We start from the raw sequence: 17095 nt of genomic DNA on the forward strand, positions 1-17095 counted from the left end.
GGATGCACCGGTGGCCATCGCGCCTGCCAAAAGTCCCTTTCCCTGAGGACCAACGCCGTGGCGCCGGTTCAACTGATCGCTGCTCCGAAGAGGTGGCCGACACCGTAGGTGAACGCCAGGCCCGCAGCGCCGCCGAGCACGACCCGGGCCGTCGCGCGACGCGCGCTTGCCCCACCCAGGCGCGCGCTGAGCGCGCCGGTCAGACCCAATGCGACCAGCACAGCGACGAACGTCACCGGCACCCGCCAGGTTTCCGGTGGCAGCAGGATCGCCAGCAGCGGAAGCAACGCGCCCGCGGTGAAAGCGACGGCCGATGCCACCGCGGCGTGCCAGGGATTGGCCAGGTCGCCCGGGTCGATCTTCAGCTCGGCTTCGGCATGTGCGGCGAAGGCGTCATGGGCTGTCAATTCCTCGGCGACCCGCGCCGCGGTCTGCGGTGAGAGGCCTTTGGCGGCATAGATCGCCGTGAGCTCGGCCAACTCGGTGCTGGGCGCCCGAGCCAGTTCCTCGCGTTCCTGGGCCAGCAGCGCCCGCTCGCTGTCGCGCTGGCTGGACACCGAGACGAATTCACCCAGCGCCATCGACACCGCGCCGGCCACCAGGCCGGCCAATCCGGCGGTGAAGAGCGGTCCGCGTTGCGTCGTCGCGCCGGCCACCCCGACGACAATGCCGGCTACCGAGACGATGCCGTCGTTGGCGCCGAGAACCGCCGCGCGCAGCCAGTTCAGGCGTGTCGACGTGCCGACGGCATGCGGTTCTGCCGGATGCCGTCGTCGCCAGGTTCTAGCCGGTGGCTGGGACACGGGGTAAAGCCAACCGCACCAATGCCTGTCGCGCCAGCAAGCGCAGCCTCACCAAAGCGGCACGCGGAGGGCCCTCGGGTGGTAGACGGGCCCGGCGATCCGGCCGCGGTGGTGTCCGCCGCGTCAGCTCGCGGCCGCGAGTAACTCGGCGAAAGCGCCGTCCATGCATTCGGCGTATCGGGCCGGGTCCGGAAGGGCGTCGCGGTCGGCGGTGGCGCTGATGCACAACGTGCCGTTGTAGCTGGCGACCACATGGCAGAGGTTCAGACCACCGATCAACGGGCCCAGGCCCGCCGCGCGGAGCAGGCGTGCGCCGCGGAAATAAATGGGCTCGGTGGGCCCCGGCACGTTGGTCACCGTGGTGTTGGCGACGGTCGGACCGGAGAAGGGCAGCACGCTGGCGGCTTTGGCGGTCACCCCCAGCAGCACGGTGGGCAGCGTGGCCACCAACTCGAGCATCTGGGTGCGGGTGGTGTGTTCTTGGTCCGACCGGCTGCCAGCGGTGGACTCGGCGATGCCGGCCAGCCGCTGCAGCGGATCGGCGATGTCGGTACCCAGCGCCTGCAGTCGGCCGTACAACATGTTGCCGCCGCCGCTGGCGTCGGTGGCGTCGCGCAGCGAGATCGGACATGCGGCGACCAGCGACTCGTCCGGAAGTTCGCCGTGCTGGTCCAGGTACGCGCGCAGCGCCCCGCCGACGTAGGCCAGCGCCACGTCGTTGACGGTCGCGCCCGGCACCCGTGCCTTGATGCGCTTGAAGTCGGCGAGGTCGTGGAACCGGGCCTCGAAGACACGGTGCGGTGAGACGGTTTGGTTGAACCGGGTTCTGGGCGGAAACAGCGTCTTTGCCGGCCCGCCGTCGGAGACGCTGTTCAGCACGCCGCCGACCAGTTTGGCGGGCAGACCGGCCAGACCGCGGACCAGTTGGGGCGCACTCGAGGCGACGACCCGGCCTGCCCGCACCGGATGCAGCACGGCGTTGGCCGCGGTCCGCGCCAACAACTCCGAGGACGACGGCAGTGGCGCCGGTTGCCACGGATGATCCGGCCCCGGCGGGCGCGGACCGTCGGCGGCCAGGTCGTGCAACGCCGCGATCATCTGCACGCTGGCGATGCCGTCAACCGCGCAGTGGTGCAGCTTCAGCGCCATCGCAAAGGACCCTTTCGGCACCCCCGGCACCGCGTTCAGGCCTTCGATGACGGTGATCTCCCAGGGCGGGCGGCGCAGGTCGACCTGCCGCGCATGCAGTCGCGCCACCTGGATGCACAGTTGCCGCCAGTCGCCCGGCTGCGGCAGCCCGATGTGGCGGACGTGGTATTCCAGGTCGAAGTCTGGGTCGTCGACCCAGTAGGGCCTATGCAGACCACCGGGCAGCTCGGTCAACCGGCGCCGGAAAACCTCCGCCAGGTGCAGCCGGGCGTCCAGCTCTTCGAGGATCCCCTTGAAGGTCACTTTTCCGCCGGGCGCCGTTGACGGTCGTAGATCAGCAACAGCTGGATCTGCAATGGTGTCGCCGGGCCCTCGGCCCGCAACATCATGTCGTCACTCCAACTCAGCTGCTGCACGTTGAACGCCCCTCACCGTCGCTTCCCCCGAGCGTAGGCTTTGCCCTCCCTCAGGAAGACGTCGCACAGTCGAAACGGTCGCGGCATCAGCGTTGACGTGTGCGTAACAAGTTCGGCATCGAACCTACCTAGCCTGAGTCGGTCCATCTTCCGTCGTGGAAAAACCATGGACCCCAGCGATAGGAACTCAATTGAGCGGCAACGCAGTCCGCCTGCAGGCGATTAACAGTGTAGAGGCATTCATTCCCCCGGCGATCAGCTTCGTACCGGGCGAGACACCCGGAGAGGTGTTCGGCTCCAACGTCTTCACCAAGGCCGAGATGCAGGCCCGGCTCCCCAAGACGGTGTTCAAATCCATCGTGGCGACCATCGAGAAGGGCGCCAAGCTCGACCCGGCCGTCGCCGACACCGTCGCGGTGGCGATGAAGGACTGGGCACTGGAAAAAGGCGCCACCCACTACGCGCACGTGTTCTACCCGATGACCGGCCTGACGGCCGAGAAGCACGACAGTTTCCTCGAGCCCGTCTCCGACGGGCAGACGCTGGCGGAGTTCGCCGGCAAGACCCTGATCCAGGGTGAGCCCGACGCGTCCAGCTTCCCCTCGGGTGGGCTGCGCAGCACGTTCGAGGCGCGCGGCTACACCGGCTGGGACGTCACCAGCCCCGCCTACATCCTGGAGAACCCAAACGGCAACACCCTGTGCATCCCAACGGTTTTCGTCTCTATGACGGGGGAGGCGCTGGACTACAAGACGCCGCTGCTGCGGAGTCAGCAGGCCATGGGCGTGCATGCCGAGCGGATCCTGAAGCTGTTCGGCCACAAAGACCTCAACAAGGTCGTCTCCTTCTGCGGCCCGGAGCAGGAGTACTTCCTGGTCGACCGGCACTTCTTCCTGGCCCGGCCCGACCTGATCAACGCCGGACGCACCGTGTTCGGCGCCAAGCCGCCCAAAGGCCAGGAGTTCGACGACCACTACTTCGGTGCGGTGCCCGAGCGGGTGCTGGGCTTCATGATGGACACCGAGCGCGAGCTATTCAAGCTCGGCATTCCGGCCAAGACCCGGCACAACGAGGTGGCGCCCGGCCAGTTCGAGGTGGCGCCGATGTTCGAGCGCGCCAACATCGCCTCCGACCATCAGCAGTTGCTGATGACGATTTTCAAGACCATCGCGAAGAAGCACGGGATGGAGTGCCTGTTCCACGAGAAGCCCTTCGCCGGTGTCAACGGGTCCGGCAAGCACGTCAACTTCTCGGTGGGCAATTCCGAGCTGGGCTCACTGCTGGTGCCGGGTGACACGCCGCACGAGAACGCGCAGTTCCTGGTGTTCTGCGCCGCGGTGATCCGCGCGGTGCACAAATTCGCTGGGCTGCTTCGTGTTTCGGTTGCCTCGGCCACCAACGACCACCGGCTGGGCGCCAACGAGGCGCCACCGGCGATCATCTCGATCTTCCTCGGCGAACAACTCGCCGACGTGTTCGAGCAGATCGCCAAGGGTGCGGCGACGTCGTCGAAGGGCAAGGGCACCATGATCATCGGGGTCGACACGCTGCCGCCGCTGCCGACCGACGCCGGCGACCGCAACCGCACCAGCCCGTTCGCGTTCACCGGCAACCGATTCGAGTTCCGCGCCCCGGGATCCGGGCAGACCGTTGCCGTGCCGATGATCATTCTGAACACGATCATGGCGGACTCGTTCGACTACATGGCCACGATTCTCGAGAAAGCCGTAGCCGACGGCGAGGACTTCGACTCAGCCGTGCAGAAGTTGCTGACCGACGTCATCACCGAACACGGCGCGGTGGTGTTCAACGGGGACGGCTACTCGGAGAACTGGCAGATCGAGGCCGCCGAGCGCGGATTGCCCAACCTGAAGACCACGCTGGACGCCATCCCGGAACTGATCAAGCCCGAAGCGGTCGAGGTCTTCGAGAAATACGGCGTTTTCACCGCACGCGAGCTGCACAGCCGTTATGAGGTACGGCTGGAGCAGTACGCGTTGACCATCGCGGTCGAGGCGAAGCTGGCGCTGGAGATGGGGACCACGGTCGTGCTTCCGGCGGCCACGCGATACCAGACCGAACTCGCCCAGAATGTCGCCACCCTCAAGGCGGCCGGTGTGGAGCCGAGTTTGGCTGCACTGGAAGCGGTTTCGGCCCCGCTCGCGGACTTGACCGCGGCGCTGGCGACACTCAAGGCGGCGTTGGCGGATCATTCGGCGGATTCGGCTCTCGAAGAGGCCACCCACGCCCAGCAGGCATTGCTGCCGGCGATGGACGCGGTACGTGCCGCGACCGATGCGCTGGAATGCGTTGTGGCCGATGACTTGTGGCCGCTGCCCACCTACCAGGAGATGCTCTACATCCTGTGAGAGTCGAGGTCATCAGGCACTTGCTGCGCCTGGGTCCGCGCCCGGTCCGCAGTAAGTGCCTCGGTGAGCATCTGGGCCGCAGCGTTACGCGTCCGGTCCTCTGCCTTCGGCCATAGGTGCGAGTAGGTGTTCAGGGTGAGGCTGGCTGCGCCGTGACCCATGGCCCGCTGGACGGTGACCACGTCGCACCCGGCGGCGATCAGCCCTGAGGCATAGGCAGGCGGTAAGCGACCTTTGCTTTCCTCCGGGTCTGCCTCTACAGGTAATCCGCCGAGTTCTGGTGCAGAGGTATGCCGCGTCGGTCCGTGAACATCCACCGGTCTGGATCATCGCCTGGAACGTGAAGGCGAACATGCTCTGCGAGGATCTGAACCAACTCCTCGGGCACGTAGACGGTCCTCTCGCTGCCGAACTTCGGCGGGCTAATGTCCTCGCCGCCGCCGTTGGCCACCTGTACCTGTGGTGTGGGCGTACTCGACCAAACGCGCGGTGCGCGACACCAAGACGCTGAACCTGCAGGAACAAAGGCCCGCGCGGTCGTGGCCGGCGACAAGGCCGCCCGCACACCACGATTCGTCAAAACCCGCAACGGAGAACTCGACGAGGCCTCGCTGCAGCGGGCACGCCATCTCGTCGGCCTCAAGGGCTACGTCACCAACATCGAAGCCGCCCGCATGCCCGCTACCGAGGTCATCGCCAGCTATCAGACTTGTGGCGAGTCGAGCAGTCCTTCCGGATGTCGAAATCCGACCTCGCCGCCCGACCGATGTTCGCTCGCACCCGCGATGCCATCGAAGCCCACCTGACCATCGTGTTCACCGCCCTGGCCCTGAGCCGCGAAATCCAGACCCGAACCGGACTCTCACTGCGACGGTTCCTGCGTACCCTCAAACCCCTGCGCAACGCCACCATCGACATCAACGGCGTCATCGCCACCTACCCGCCAGCACTGAACCCCGAGGTCGAGGCAATACTCGACGCCCTCAAGCCCACGAACTCAAGGCACTAAGCCAAATGACCCAACTCGGGCCGCAGCTGCGGTAAGCCCGTGCCGTGTGGTTCAGTCGCGGGTTCGGCGTCGTATTTCGGCTCGGCTGAACTGTTTTCGAATGTCCTGCAGGTTTCCCGACGTGTACCTGCAGACGGCGCCGGAGTCGCCGACCAGGTAGACCGGCGCGCCGGTGTCCAGGGCGGTCTGCGCGTTGCCGGCCGCACCGGACGTGTATATGGTCCAGCCGTAGGGGAATCGGTCGGTCTGCATGTCATGGACGGTGATGCCGAGGCTTTGGTGGGCGGCCCAGCGCTCGAGCACGGCGAGGGCGTCGCTGGACGTCAGGGGTGCGCCGGTCCATGTTGAGCCGTGGGGGGCAGCGTTGCGGGATCGGGGCAGCCAGTACATGAGGTTGCCCTTGGCGTAGCCGACCGCGCCGACGAGGGCAAACCACAGTGGCCCGCCGATCAGCGCGACGATCCATGGGTAGTGTGCCGTGGGACCGGATGCTTTGCACGCCAAGACTATTGCGGTGATGTAGATCGCACTGATCAATACCGGCGGGCCGATGACCGCGGCGATGACGAGTAGCCCCTCCGGCTTCGCGTACTGCCTGCCGTGGCTGGAGTCGCCGGTCATGAAGAAAAACGGAGCAAACCCGACGACGGCCAACACACCGAGGCCGACCAGGATGAATCCGGTAATCGTCCAGGCGGTGTCACTCATCGGGTGAGGCCGGCCAGGTTCAGTTGGTGGTAAGCGGCGTCGATGTCGCAGTCGCCATAGCCGGCGAAGACGGCCAGCAAGAGTTCGCGACTTGCAGACCGCTCGCCGGCCGCCCAAAGCAGTGTGCGACAAGCGTCTTCGACCTCGGGGCCGGTGACGCCGACCATGGCGGTCACGGTTTCCTCGGGTGTCCAGATGGCAGGCAGCGGCTCGTCGAGCTCGTCGAAGGTGTCGGTGCGGGCGCGCCACCAGCGGCCGGCTGTCCACCAGTAGCACAAACTCAGCAACCCGTTCTGGTTGCGGGTGTTGAGGACGCTGTCGGTCACCCACTCGGGTGCACCGGCATACAGCTCGGGCAGGGGTTGCTGCTGCTGGTAGGCGGTGGCCAGTAGCGGGGAGTTCCATCGCCCGCCGGACAACACGGCGCGCTCGCCTGGCAGCACGTACAGCGTGGACCCGCTGTGCGCATCCGACTCATACCAAGCCATTGCGGCGGCGATCCGCGGCCCCCATTGCGACCGTGCCCCGGCGTAGACGGCGGACAGCACCGCCCAGCGGGTCCAGGTGTCGGGTAGGGGCTCGATGTCGTCGGTCTCGGTCGGTCCCCGCCCGGCGGCGGCGTCGGCCAGCACCGCGGCGGCGGCTTGCGCGGGGGTGCGTCCCTGCGCGGCGGGGCCGGCCAGATAGCCGGCCAGCCACACCGGCAGGCTGGGTCGGGGGTAGGTCTGGATGTCGGCGCGGTAATTCTCGGCGGGTTGCAGCTGATCTTCGGGCAAGGGCTGATCGCCGTAGTCATAGCTCGCCCGCAGTTGCCCCTGGTGGGTGACGGTCATGATCAGCCGCCACCAGGGGCCCGCCGACATCTGCGCGCTGAGGTGACGATAATCCCGCACCCGCCTGAGCACTGGTTCAGGCACCGCTACCGGTGTCGTGGCGCCCTCGGCGGCGGTGAACCAGCACGCGGCGGTCCCTGCAACCACCGTCAATGCGAATACGGCGGTGAACGCTTGCCAGCCGGGCGGACCCAGCACCGCCAACTCCTGCACGATCGGGTCCAGCAACGTGGCGGCCTGCGCATCGATCTGCTTGTCGCGCGATGCTGCGGCGGCGTCGGCTGGTGTGCAGTCATCCACGAGGGTTAATCCGGCTGCCGAGGGCTGCCGCCCGGAGACCGCGCCGAACGCATCCGCGAGCTGACCCATCAAATCGTCGCCGTCGACGCGGCGCTGGGCCAGGACCCGCTCCTGCTCGGCGCAACCCCGACGTGCAGCCTGCGGGGGCGTCGAGGACGACACCTGCTCGATACGGCCGCAATCGCCGACCACGAAGACCGCCCGGCCCACCGGCATGCCCAGGAACGCTATCGGATCGCTGGCGTCGACCTCGACCGGCGCGTACACCGACCAGCCCGCCTCGAACCGATCGGCCGCCAACCCGGCGGTGGGGTAGTCCAGCCCTACCCGGCGGATGTGCTCGGTCACCGCTGCGATCGCCTGGCTCGCATCCATGGTTCAGCGGCCCTGCAGCTGGCGCAGCAGGGCCAGGCCCTGGTCGGCGATCTGATCGGCGTTGTCCGGGCTCAGTTGCCATTTCTCGGCGTCAGGGCCGTAGAAGAAGTGCGCCATCCCCCGGCCCGAGGCGCGGTCGTAGACGATCGCCGCCGCGTTCCAGCTGCCTTCGCGGGGCAGATCGGCCGCGTCGCGGATACGGGCCAGCGTGCTTCTGATCTGTTTTTCCGTCTCGTCGGTCACCCCGAATGGCACCCTGACGGGTTGTGCCGCCGGCCCCACGCCGTAGCGGAACCCCGAGCTCTCTCGGTAGCCCTGGCCGACGTAGAAGAAATAGAGAAAACCTGTCCAGGACTCATCGCGGCGGATCGTCGGCTTCGGATGCTGCCGCGAGCGCCGGTGCGCGATCACGTCCTCGCTAACGCCGTTGACGTACTCGTCGCGGGCGATCAGATCCACCAACTCGCGCACGTCAGACTCGGTGACACCCTCCGGAAGGTGCCGCGCCGGGGCCGGTTCCGGCTTCGTCACCGGACGGGGCTGCCACAAACCGAACAACGGCTGACCATCCGGGCTCTGAAAGGACGTTTGGATGTCAGCGACCGACACAGCCAGATACAACGAGAGTTCCGCCAGATCGGTGATACCGGAATTCAGCCAGCCAATCGCCACGGTCTCTCCCGAGGGATCAATCAGCGCCTGTCGGCTGACGTTCTCGAATTCCACGTTGCGGACGTCATACCCTGGGTTCAGGTTGCGCGGAAAAGTTAATCGCGGCAGCCGGAGACGACTTCTTACATCTACGCCGAATGTCCCGTATAAATACCGCTCGAGCGCAGCGTAGGAGCGTACGGCGACCTCGAATTGTTCAAGGCCCATACGCTCGGAACTGTTAATTACCAGCCACCCGTCCTCGCGGCTTCCGACAAAATACCGGATCTCGCCCCCCGGATCGGTCCAGAAAATAGCCCGCCCGTCGGCGGTGACAGACGCAGCGGTCAACGCATAGCCGGCCAACTCGGACCACTCGATCAACTCTCGCGTGAATTCGATACCTGTAGTGCGTGGCTCATCCGTCACGCGACGACCCCCATTTTTACAAGACTCTTGACAGGTTGTGGCACGCGATTGTGCTCGGTGATTCTGACCTGAGGCCCCCTCCGCACTGTCCGCATCCGGGTGCTATTCATGATATTTCACTCTTCCAACCGGCGGAAAGGTCTCACAGTTTGATCACCGTCGTTCTGGGCGGCTGGCAGGATCGCGAGGGCAACGCGACACCTTGCCGTGATCGGCGGCGGCTGCCTCGACGCAGCGGCAGTAGGTGAGCTGATCGCAGCCTTGACGCCGCTGAGTACTTAGGCGCGGCATCCAAGCCTTGGCCCCCCGCGTCAACCACGACCAAGGTGCGGGGGCCTGCCCTATTGCAAGAGTGCTCGGTCTCGGTTGACCCGTTCGAGAAGTTCGATCAGTGCGCTCGAACGAACGAAGTGGGAGATGACTCCGCCTGCGTTATAGGTCGAATCTCTAACATGGCCAGCGTTAATACCAATGAGCTTCCCTCTGCCAAGCACCTCGGAGAAACTCAACACCGGAGCGCCCGACATGCCTTCCCAACTGAAGGACTGACAGAGTACAGAGTCTCCTAGCTCAGCTCGGCCAAAGCTCGCCGGGTACCGGGGATCGCTAGAGATAATCCCGGTGTCAAGGACTGGACGTTCACTCGCGACCGTGATGCCGGGGTATCCGGCAATGAAGACCTCCTCGCCCGGCATTAGCAAGTCAAGTTCGGATTTCGTTGCCAGCAGGTCTGATTCGAGGAAGTTGAGTCGGGGCCTGCCAGCAATGATCGGGGTGGGAAGGGAACTCGGCGGGGGACTGATGACCGCAAGATCAGTCGATGGGTCAGACGCAAGCTGATACTCGACGCCCCTTGCGAATAGGTCCATGGGATTGGAGCTTGACTCAAATCTTCTGGCTGGGTGAATCCGCGAACCTCAACTGACTGAAGTCGTGCGCCTGGTCGAAGGTCGGCGTCCATTGCTTGCCTGCAATTCCAGTCAAGTACGTGGCGGTTCGTGACAAAGTGAAATGCATTTCCCATGTGCACGATAAAGGCTGTACCACTCCTTGGGTGGAGGTCTTCAAGCTCAAAGCCACCTGGTCCGGGGACGACAAAACGCGCTCTGATAGAGGCCGCAGTGTAGAGGTAGCTCGTGTCAACGAATCGCTGCACAAACACCTGCCTTGTGGGCGGCATGGTCACGTACGCAACTGAAGCACACGCCCGCTCTCGTGCGCCTTCGTGGAGATCCCACCATGGAGCTTCTGGTCCGCAGTTGGTCCCGTTGGGCATGTTCGGGCTGTGCCGGATCGGTGCTGGTCAGGCTAAGTTTTTCACACTCGTAACCGTGCCGACCCACACCAGCAAACGCCAGATATATGGTTGCTCTGCATCCTGTGAGAACCGTCGCCGGGTGGGGGCCGGCCGCGTTCGCGGACCTGGTGATTCCCGGCCCCACACCCGGCGACTCGGCGGGCGTTGTTCAGCCGGCCTGGCGGTAGGCCGCTAGCGCTACTGGGTTTCCGCGGCGTCGGCGGGGTCGGGGGGCCACGTCCCGGGCATCATCGGCAACCTCGGCCGATCGGTGAACGAGTCGCCGGCCAGGGTGGTCAACCCGGTTGCCGCCCGGATGCTGGATTTCGTTGCGGTGCCGGTGAATCCGAGTGACCCGGCACCGGCGTCGGACCCGGTGACGTCGTCGGTCGGCGTCTCTTCCGGGGTCCAGTTCGGCGCGTCATCCAGGGTGAGGTACTCGTCGCGGTAGCCGCGGTTCTTGACATCGCCGCGGCGGCGTCGGCGAGCCTTGGCTCTGGCACTGGCAGCCGCCGATGCGGCACTGGCGGCAGCGATCCCCGACGCCGGTGCGCTTGCGCTCGCCCTGGTGCGCAGCGCCGGTCCCATGGTGGGACCGGGTCCTGGACCGCCGACCAGGTAGGCGAATCCCTGGAAGCCGGAGGGCGGGGGAGCGGTCGCGGTGGCGGTGGCCGCCGGCGCCTGGGCCGGCAGGCTGCTCGGCGCGGGCGCCACGCCGGCGGTGGTCAGAGCCGGGGTGATGCTCACAACCGGGGTGATGTGTTGCTCGGCCGGTACCGCCGGGACCTCGGCAACCAGTTCGGCGGGGACCTCGGCGGCTACCGTGATGGTGCAGAGCGCCAACGCGAGCGGGATCACCCCGAAGGGTGCCGCGATCGCGTTGTAGATGGGCGTACCCATCACCGCGAAGGTGGCCGCGTAGAGAAACACATAGATCAGCGGCAGCCAGGTGGTGAAGGCGGCTACCGGGTTGGTGGCGAAGTCGGTGATCAGCTGGATGACCGTGCCGAACGGGTCGAGGATCAGGCCCTTGAGCGCCCGGTACATGCTGGTGAAGTGCTCGGACCAGGCCAGTAGCTCTTCGATGGGATCGGTGGGTGGTGTCGTCGCCGGTTCGGCGGGCGCCGCTTGCGCGGCCAGTATCTGCGGCGACTGTTCCGCCGGTGCCGCGCTGGTCAGCGCGGCCGACGAAACCGCTTGGTAGACACTCATCGTGGTGGCCGCCTGGACCCACATCCGGATGTAGTCCGCTTCGTTCACGGCGATCGGGATGGTGTTGATGCCGAAGAAGTTCGTCGCGACCAATACGCCGTGCAGGACATGGTTGGCCGTCAGTTCGGCCATCGTCGGCATCGCCGCGAGCGCCGCCGAGTAGGCGGCTGCGGCCACCTCGTGTCGCGCGGCGGCGCCGGCGCTGTCCGCGCTCATGCGGGTCAGCCACGCCAGATAGGGAACATGGGCCGTCGTGTACGCCGCGGCCGTCGGCCCCTCCCAGGAGCCGGCCTGCACGGCGGCGACCGCGGCGGATAACTCGGCGGCGACGGCGGCGTACTCGGCGCCCAGCGCAGCCCAGGCCGCCGCGGCGGCCAGCAAAGGTCCGGATCCGGCGCCGCTGCTCAGTAGCGTCGAGTGCACCTCGGGCGGGGCGGCCATCCACACCGGAGCGGTCATCGGGCGCAGTCCTGGGTGCGAATCATCGGCGTATGTCTGCGATGCGGGATCGCCCCTCGCATCCCCAGCTCCTTACTTAGTCGCTCTAGGTTTCCACGGCAGAAAGTTAGTATTGCATAACCTCACTTACTGCCAGCCCGGATCATGGCAGCTCAAACGAACTACATATGTGCTGTCTAGAGTTCTGCGGATACACCGGATGTGGTTCCGATTCACCACGGCACACCGTTCGTGTGGAACGGCAGTGGCGGGGTGAACCTGCAGGATCCGAACTGGCTGACCAAGCTGATCGGCTGACTTCGGCCCGGTCGTACAGTGAAGGGCGATCCCACCGACCCGTCCCACATGGCTGCGAGGACCTAGTGACCGACCGTATCGAGACCGAACGCACCATCGCGGCGCCGGCATCCGAGATCTTCGCCGTGCTGTGTGATCCGCAGGGCCACGTGGCAATCGACTCCTCGGGCATGCTGCAGGACGCCGACGGCGACCCGGTGCGGGCAGTCGGCGACAGCTTCGTGGTGCACATGGATCGCGAGTCGCTGAACGATTTTCCGCAGTTGGGCAAGTACGACGTCACGGTGGAGATCACCGAGTTCGAGCCGGACCGGCTGATCGCGTGGACGGTCCTCGGCCAGATCCGCCCCCAGATCGGCCACGTCTACGGCTACCGGCTGCGACCCGCGGAGGACGGCTCGGGCACCGTGGTGACGTCGTTCTACGACTGGTCGAACATCGACCAACAGTGGCGTGAGGCCGGGATTTTCCCGGTCATCTCCGAACTCGCGTTGCGAGCGACGTTGGGGATCCTGGACCGCAGCGTCCGGCGCGGTTACCCGCGCGGTCAGTAGGTTCGGCAGCCGAATTCGTGAGGCTCGCCACGTATCGAATGACAGGGGCTGTCGGCGGGGTTCGGTAGGGTCCAGCGCGTGACTCAGACAGCCGCCATCAAATCTGTAAATGCCCGTCTCGCTGCGGAACTGGCGATCGGACAGGCCCAGGTGGACGCCGCCGTGCGCCTGCTCGACGAAGGCGCCACCGTCCCGTTCATCGCCCGTTATCGCAAAGAGGCCACCGGCAGTCTGGACGACGGGCAGTTGCGCACCCTCGAGGAGAGGTTGCGCTACGTGCGCGAACTCGACGAACGCCGGGCGGCGGTGCTGGCCTCGATCGAGGAGCAGGGCAAGCTCACCGACTCGCTGAAGGCCGCGCTGCTGGCCGCCGACACCAAAGCCCGCGTCGAGGACATCTACCTGCCGTACAAGCCCAAGCGGCGAACGAAGGCGCAGATCGCCAGAGAAGCGGGTCTGCAGCCGCTGGCCGAGCTACTGCTGGCCGACCCGACCCTGAACCCCGAAACCGCTGCGACGGATTTCGTCGGCAGCGAGTTCCCGGACGTCGCCGACGCCGCCGCCGCGCTGGAAGGTGCCCGGCACATCCTCGTAGAACGGGTGGCCGAGGACGCCGAACTGGTCGGCGCCATCCGCGAGACATTTTGGTCACGAGCCACGCTGCGCACCGCCCCCTGGTCCGAGGAATCCGCGAAAAGTGCTGAGGCGCAGAAGTTTCGCGACTATTTCGACTTCGCCGAAGCGGTCCAGAAGATGCCGTCGCACCGGGTTCTCGCGGTGTTGCGCGGCGAAAAGGAGAAAGCCCTGTCGTTCACCTTCGACGGCGGCCAGGACGACGAATACGAGGCGATGATCGCGCGCACGCTGGGTGTGAACCTGGCTTCGGCGGCGCCCGCCACGCGCTGGCTGGCGGACACGGTGAGCTTCGCATGGCGCACCAGACTGATGTTCTCGGCGTCCGTCGACGCCCGCATGCGCCTGCGCCAACGCGCTGAAGCCGACGCGGTGGCCGTGTTCGCCCGAAACCTCAAAGACCTGCTACTGGCCGCGCCGGCCGGCGCCCGCACCACCCTGGGTCTGGACCCCGGCTTCCGCACCGGTGTGAAAGTGGCCGTGGTGGACGGCACCGGCAAAGTCCTCGACACCTGCGCCGTCTATCCGCATCAGCCTCAGCGGCAATGGGATTCGGCCAAGGCGACGCTGGCCGCACTGGTGCTGCGGCACGGCGTCGAATTGATCGCCGTCGGCAACGGAACCGCTTCACGCGAGACCGACGCGCTGGCGAACGAGCTGATCGCCGATATCCGCGCCGCCGGCAGCGCGCCCAGGGTCCCGGTGAAGGCGATGGTCAGCGAGGCGGGAGCGTCGGTCTACTCGGCATCGGCCTACGCCGCGCACGAGCTACCGGAACTGGACGTGACACTGCGCGGCGCGGTGTCCATCGCGCGGCGCCTGCAGGACCCGCTGGCCGAACTGGTGAAGATCGAGCCCAAGTCGATCGGGGTCGGGCAGTACCAACACGACGTCACCCCCGGCATCCTGGCCCGAAGCCTGGACGCGGTGGTCGAGGACGCGGTGAACGGCGTGGGCGTCGACCTGAACACCGCATCCGTGCCGCTGCTGGCGCGCGTGTCCGGTATCTCCGAATCCCTGGCCGAGGCCATCGTGGCCCACCGCGACCAAACCGGTCCGTTCCCCAACCGCCGGGCACTGCTGGCCGTTCCGCGATTGGGCCCCAAGGCTTTCGAGCAATGTGCGGGCTTCCTGCGCATCCGCGGCGGCGACGACCCACTGGACGCCTCCGGCGTCCACCCCGAGGCGTACCCGGTTGTCCGGCGCATCCTGGACCGCTCCGGGATGGCCCTGGCCGAGATCATCGGCGACGAGCGGGCGTTGCGCAAACTTCGCCCGGCCGATTTCGCCGACGACCGCTTCGGCATCCCGACCGTGACCGACATCATCGCCGAACTGGAGAAACCCGGCCGTGATCCTCGTCCGGCGTTCAGCTCTGCGAAATTTGCGGCCGGCGTCGAGAAGATCGCCGACCTCAAGCCTGGAATGGTCCTGGAAGGCGTGGTGACCAACGTGGCCGCATTCGGTGCTTTCGTCGACGTCGGAGTCCACCAGGATGGCCTCGTCCACGTATCGGCGATGGCCGAACGCTACGTCTCCGACCCGCACGAGGTCGTCCGCTCCGGCCAGGTGGTCCGGGTGAAGGTGATGGAGGTCGACGTCGAACGCCAGCGGATCGGATTGAGCCTGCGCCTCAACGACGATCCGCAGCGGGACCGGCGCGCCGATCGCCCACCCGCTCGCGGCGACCGTGACCCCGCGCGTCAGCGCCGCGGTTCGCAGCAGACGGGCAGCCCGCGGCGCCGCGATGCGCAGCCGGGAGGCGGGTCGAATTCGATGGCCCGGGCGTTGCGCGACGCCGGCTTCGGGTAGGACTACTCAATTGGCGCCGCCCGATTTTGGGCATGCTGGTCCAATGCCTCTCGCCGCTTTCATGCCCACCGGGCTGTCCGACGCCGCCACCCGCCAACGCGACCGAGCCGTCGACGTCGCGCGACTGACCGCTCTGATCGTCGTCATGTTCGGGCACTGCGCGCTGCTGCTGGCCACGATCGACTCCGACGGGGTGCACATCGGGAACCTGCTCGGCGCGCTGCCGGCGATCGCCCCGGTCACCTGGGTGGTCCAGGTCATGCCGCTGTTCTTCCTGGCCGGCGGAGCTGCCGGCGCCTACGGTTGGCACGCCGGCACCGCGTGGGGCTCGTGGCTGTTCACCCGTGCGCAGCGACTGTGTCGACCGGTGTTCTGGTATCTCGCGGCGTGGACGGCCGCACTGGTGGTGGCCCGCCTGGCGCTCGGCGCGGAATCGGCAGACGACCTGGGCCGCGAGTCCGTGGCGCTGCTGTGGTTTCTCGGCGTCTACCTGGTAACCCTGGCTTTCGTGCCGGCGCTGACCCGGCTGCGCTCGGGACGCGCGCTCGGCCTGGTCGTGCTCGGTCTGCTGGCCGCGGCGACCGTGGTCGACGGGATCCGATTCGCGGTCGGCACCGCGGAATCCGGTGTCGCGAACTTCCTGATCGTCTGGCTCATCCCGGTGGCGATCGGCGTCGGGTATGCGCGCGGGCTGATCGGGGTGGGCGCCGCGGTGGGCACGGCGGTCTGCGCGCTGAGCGCGCAGACCGCGCTCGCCGTCGCCGGCAGCTACGAGGTGTCCTTGGTGGTGACCGGCGCCGAGCGGATGTCCAACGTGTCCCCGCCGACGTTGCTGCTCGCGTTGCACTGCACCTGGGTGTCGTGCGCGTTCGTGACAGCCGCGGGGGCGGTACGGCGCTGGGCCGCTCGGCCCCGGGTCTGGCGTGCGGTCGCGGTGGGCAACGGGGGAGCGATGACGCTCTACCTGTGGCACATCCCGGCCATCGCCGTCGCCGCGTTCACTCTGAACGCCTTCGGCCTGGACGCCTACGATGTGCACGCGCCGGGGTTCTGGGCGCTGTTGGCGCTGCGTGCGGTGGTGTTCGCCGCAATCATGGCCGTGACGTTCCGGTTGCTCTCGCCGCTCGAACACCGCCGGCTGCCCTGGTGGGACGCGCCGGTTCACGCCACCGGCGCGCGTTCGGCGCTGGCCGGGGCGCTGATCTGCATCGCCGGTGTGGCGCTGGTGCTGCTCGCCAAGAACGGTCTGGCCGGCACCGACGGGTGGACGGCATTCGGATTTTTCGCAGCGGCGGTGCTGGCTGCCCGGCTAAGTGCCGGAGCCCGGACGGGCGGTTAGCCGCGGGCCATCACCGAGTCCGGCGCGGCCCAATCGGTCGACACCGTGCGATGCTCAATCAACCAGGCGTCGCCGTCGGGCACCAGGATGTCGCGGTAGCGCCCGACGTGGTCGAGGCCGACGTGGGTGACCACGGTGAAGTACGACGACACCCGGGCGCGGTGAGCAGCCAACTCCGTGAACATCACGTTGGTCAGGATGTGCCGGACGATCGGCTTGACGTTCGCCGTGCCGGCATCGGCCACGCTGCCGGCGACGTTGCCCAGAAACGCCTCGATCGCGTCCCGTCCGTGCAGGGCTTCCATGCCGCGGATCTCGAGGACGCCGTCGGCGCGGAAGGTCTGCGCGAGCGCCGCGACGCGGCCCGCGTCACCCGACCAGTTGTACCGCGCCAGCGTGTCCCGAATCTGTTCGCGCGCAACGAGTTCCCACATCTCCATGGCAGACCCT

Annotated in this window: 11 protein-coding genes and 1 pseudogene; 5 read left to right on the forward strand and 7 right to left on the reverse strand. The window is 67.0% G+C overall.

Annotated features, from left to right (window positions below):
• Nucleotides 1-68 precede the first annotated feature (68 nt).
• Complete coding sequence (locus MKCMC460_RS14520) at nt 69-803, reverse strand: VIT family protein (RefSeq protein ID WP_236974958.1); 735 nt, start codon at nt 801-803, stop codon at nt 69-71.
• 123 nt (nt 804-926) lie between these two features.
• The gene (locus MKCMC460_RS14525) at nt 927-2255 is read right to left on the reverse strand and encodes a wax ester/triacylglycerol synthase family O-acyltransferase (RefSeq protein ID WP_238305935.1); all 1329 of its coding nucleotides are present in this window, start codon (nt 2253-2255) and stop codon (nt 927-929) included.
• Between the two features lie 304 nt (nt 2256-2559).
• On the opposite strand from MKCMC460_RS14525, the gene MKCMC460_RS14530 reads away from it, so the two are divergent.
• Both MKCMC460_RS14530 and MKCMC460_RS14535 read left to right on the forward strand, forming a co-directional pair.
• Nucleotides 2560-4737 (forward strand): glutamine synthetase III, encoded by a 2178-nt coding sequence (locus tag MKCMC460_RS14530; protein ID WP_238305936.1) that lies wholly within the window; start codon nt 2560-2562, stop codon nt 4735-4737.
• 462 nt (nt 4738-5199) lie between these two features.
• Nucleotides 5200-5746 (forward strand): annotated as a pseudogene (locus MKCMC460_RS14535) (transposase); the annotation flags it as partial.
• Nucleotides 5747-5797: 51 nt separating this feature from the next.
• On the opposite strand, the gene MKCMC460_RS14540 reads toward MKCMC460_RS14535, so the two are convergent.
• The 4 genes from MKCMC460_RS14540 to MKCMC460_RS14555 all read right to left on the reverse strand — a co-directional run bounded on the left by MKCMC460_RS14540 (nt 5798) and on the right by MKCMC460_RS14555 (nt 12010).
• Nucleotides 5798-6454, reverse strand: coding sequence for a hypothetical protein (locus MKCMC460_RS14540; protein WP_236974954.1), 657 nt, complete (start codon nt 6452-6454; stop codon nt 5798-5800).
• Nucleotides 6451-7962: a hypothetical protein gene (locus MKCMC460_RS14545; protein ID WP_238304450.1), complete on the reverse strand. Its 1512-nt coding sequence runs from the start codon at nt 7960-7962 to the stop codon at nt 6451-6453. Before MKCMC460_RS14545 ends, MKCMC460_RS14540 begins: the two co-directional genes overlap by 4 nt.
• Nucleotides 7963-7965: 3 nt before the next feature.
• Nucleotides 7966-9042 carry an Imm61 family immunity protein gene (locus MKCMC460_RS14550; RefSeq protein ID WP_236974950.1) on the reverse strand — a complete coding sequence of 359 codons (1077 nt, stop codon included), beginning with the start codon at nt 9040-9042 and terminating at the stop codon, nt 7966-7968.
• A gap of 1495 nt (nt 9043-10537) precedes the next feature.
• Complete coding sequence (locus MKCMC460_RS14555) at nt 10538-12010, reverse strand: PPE family protein (protein WP_238304451.1); 1473 nt, start codon at nt 12008-12010, stop codon at nt 10538-10540.
• 362 nt (nt 12011-12372) lie between these two features.
• Here MKCMC460_RS14555 and MKCMC460_RS14560 point away from each other — a divergent pair, with 362 nt between their 5' ends.
• The 3 genes from MKCMC460_RS14560 to MKCMC460_RS14570 all read left to right on the forward strand — a co-directional run bounded on the left by MKCMC460_RS14560 (nt 12373) and on the right by MKCMC460_RS14570 (nt 16645).
• Nucleotides 12373-12861, forward strand: a complete 489-nt coding sequence (locus MKCMC460_RS14560; RefSeq protein ID WP_236974946.1) for an SRPBCC family protein — start codon at nt 12373-12375, stop codon at nt 12859-12861.
• Nucleotides 12862-12939: 78 nt separating this feature from the next.
• Nucleotides 12940-15306: a Tex family protein gene (locus tag MKCMC460_RS14565; RefSeq protein WP_236974944.1), complete on the forward strand. Its 2367-nt coding sequence runs from the start codon at nt 12940-12942 to the stop codon at nt 15304-15306.
• 43 nt (nt 15307-15349) lie between these two features.
• Nucleotides 15350-16645 carry an acyltransferase family protein gene (locus MKCMC460_RS14570; RefSeq protein ID WP_236974942.1) on the forward strand — a complete coding sequence of 432 codons (1296 nt, stop codon included), beginning with the start codon at nt 15350-15352 and terminating at the stop codon, nt 16643-16645.
• On the opposite strand, the gene MKCMC460_RS14575 is transcribed toward MKCMC460_RS14570, so the two are convergent.
• Complete coding sequence (locus tag MKCMC460_RS14575) at nt 16642-17085, reverse strand: nuclear transport factor 2 family protein (protein WP_236974940.1); 444 nt, start codon at nt 17083-17085, stop codon at nt 16642-16644. The genes MKCMC460_RS14570 and MKCMC460_RS14575 overlap by 4 nt on opposite strands.
• Nucleotides 17086-17095: the final 10 nt, after the last annotated feature.

Origin of the sequence: Mycobacterium sp. 20KCMC460, from assembly GCF_022179425.1 — a bacterium.
In the GTDB taxonomy this organism is placed as follows: Bacteria; Actinomycetota; Actinomycetes; order Mycobacteriales; family Mycobacteriaceae; genus Mycobacterium; species Mycobacterium kiyosense.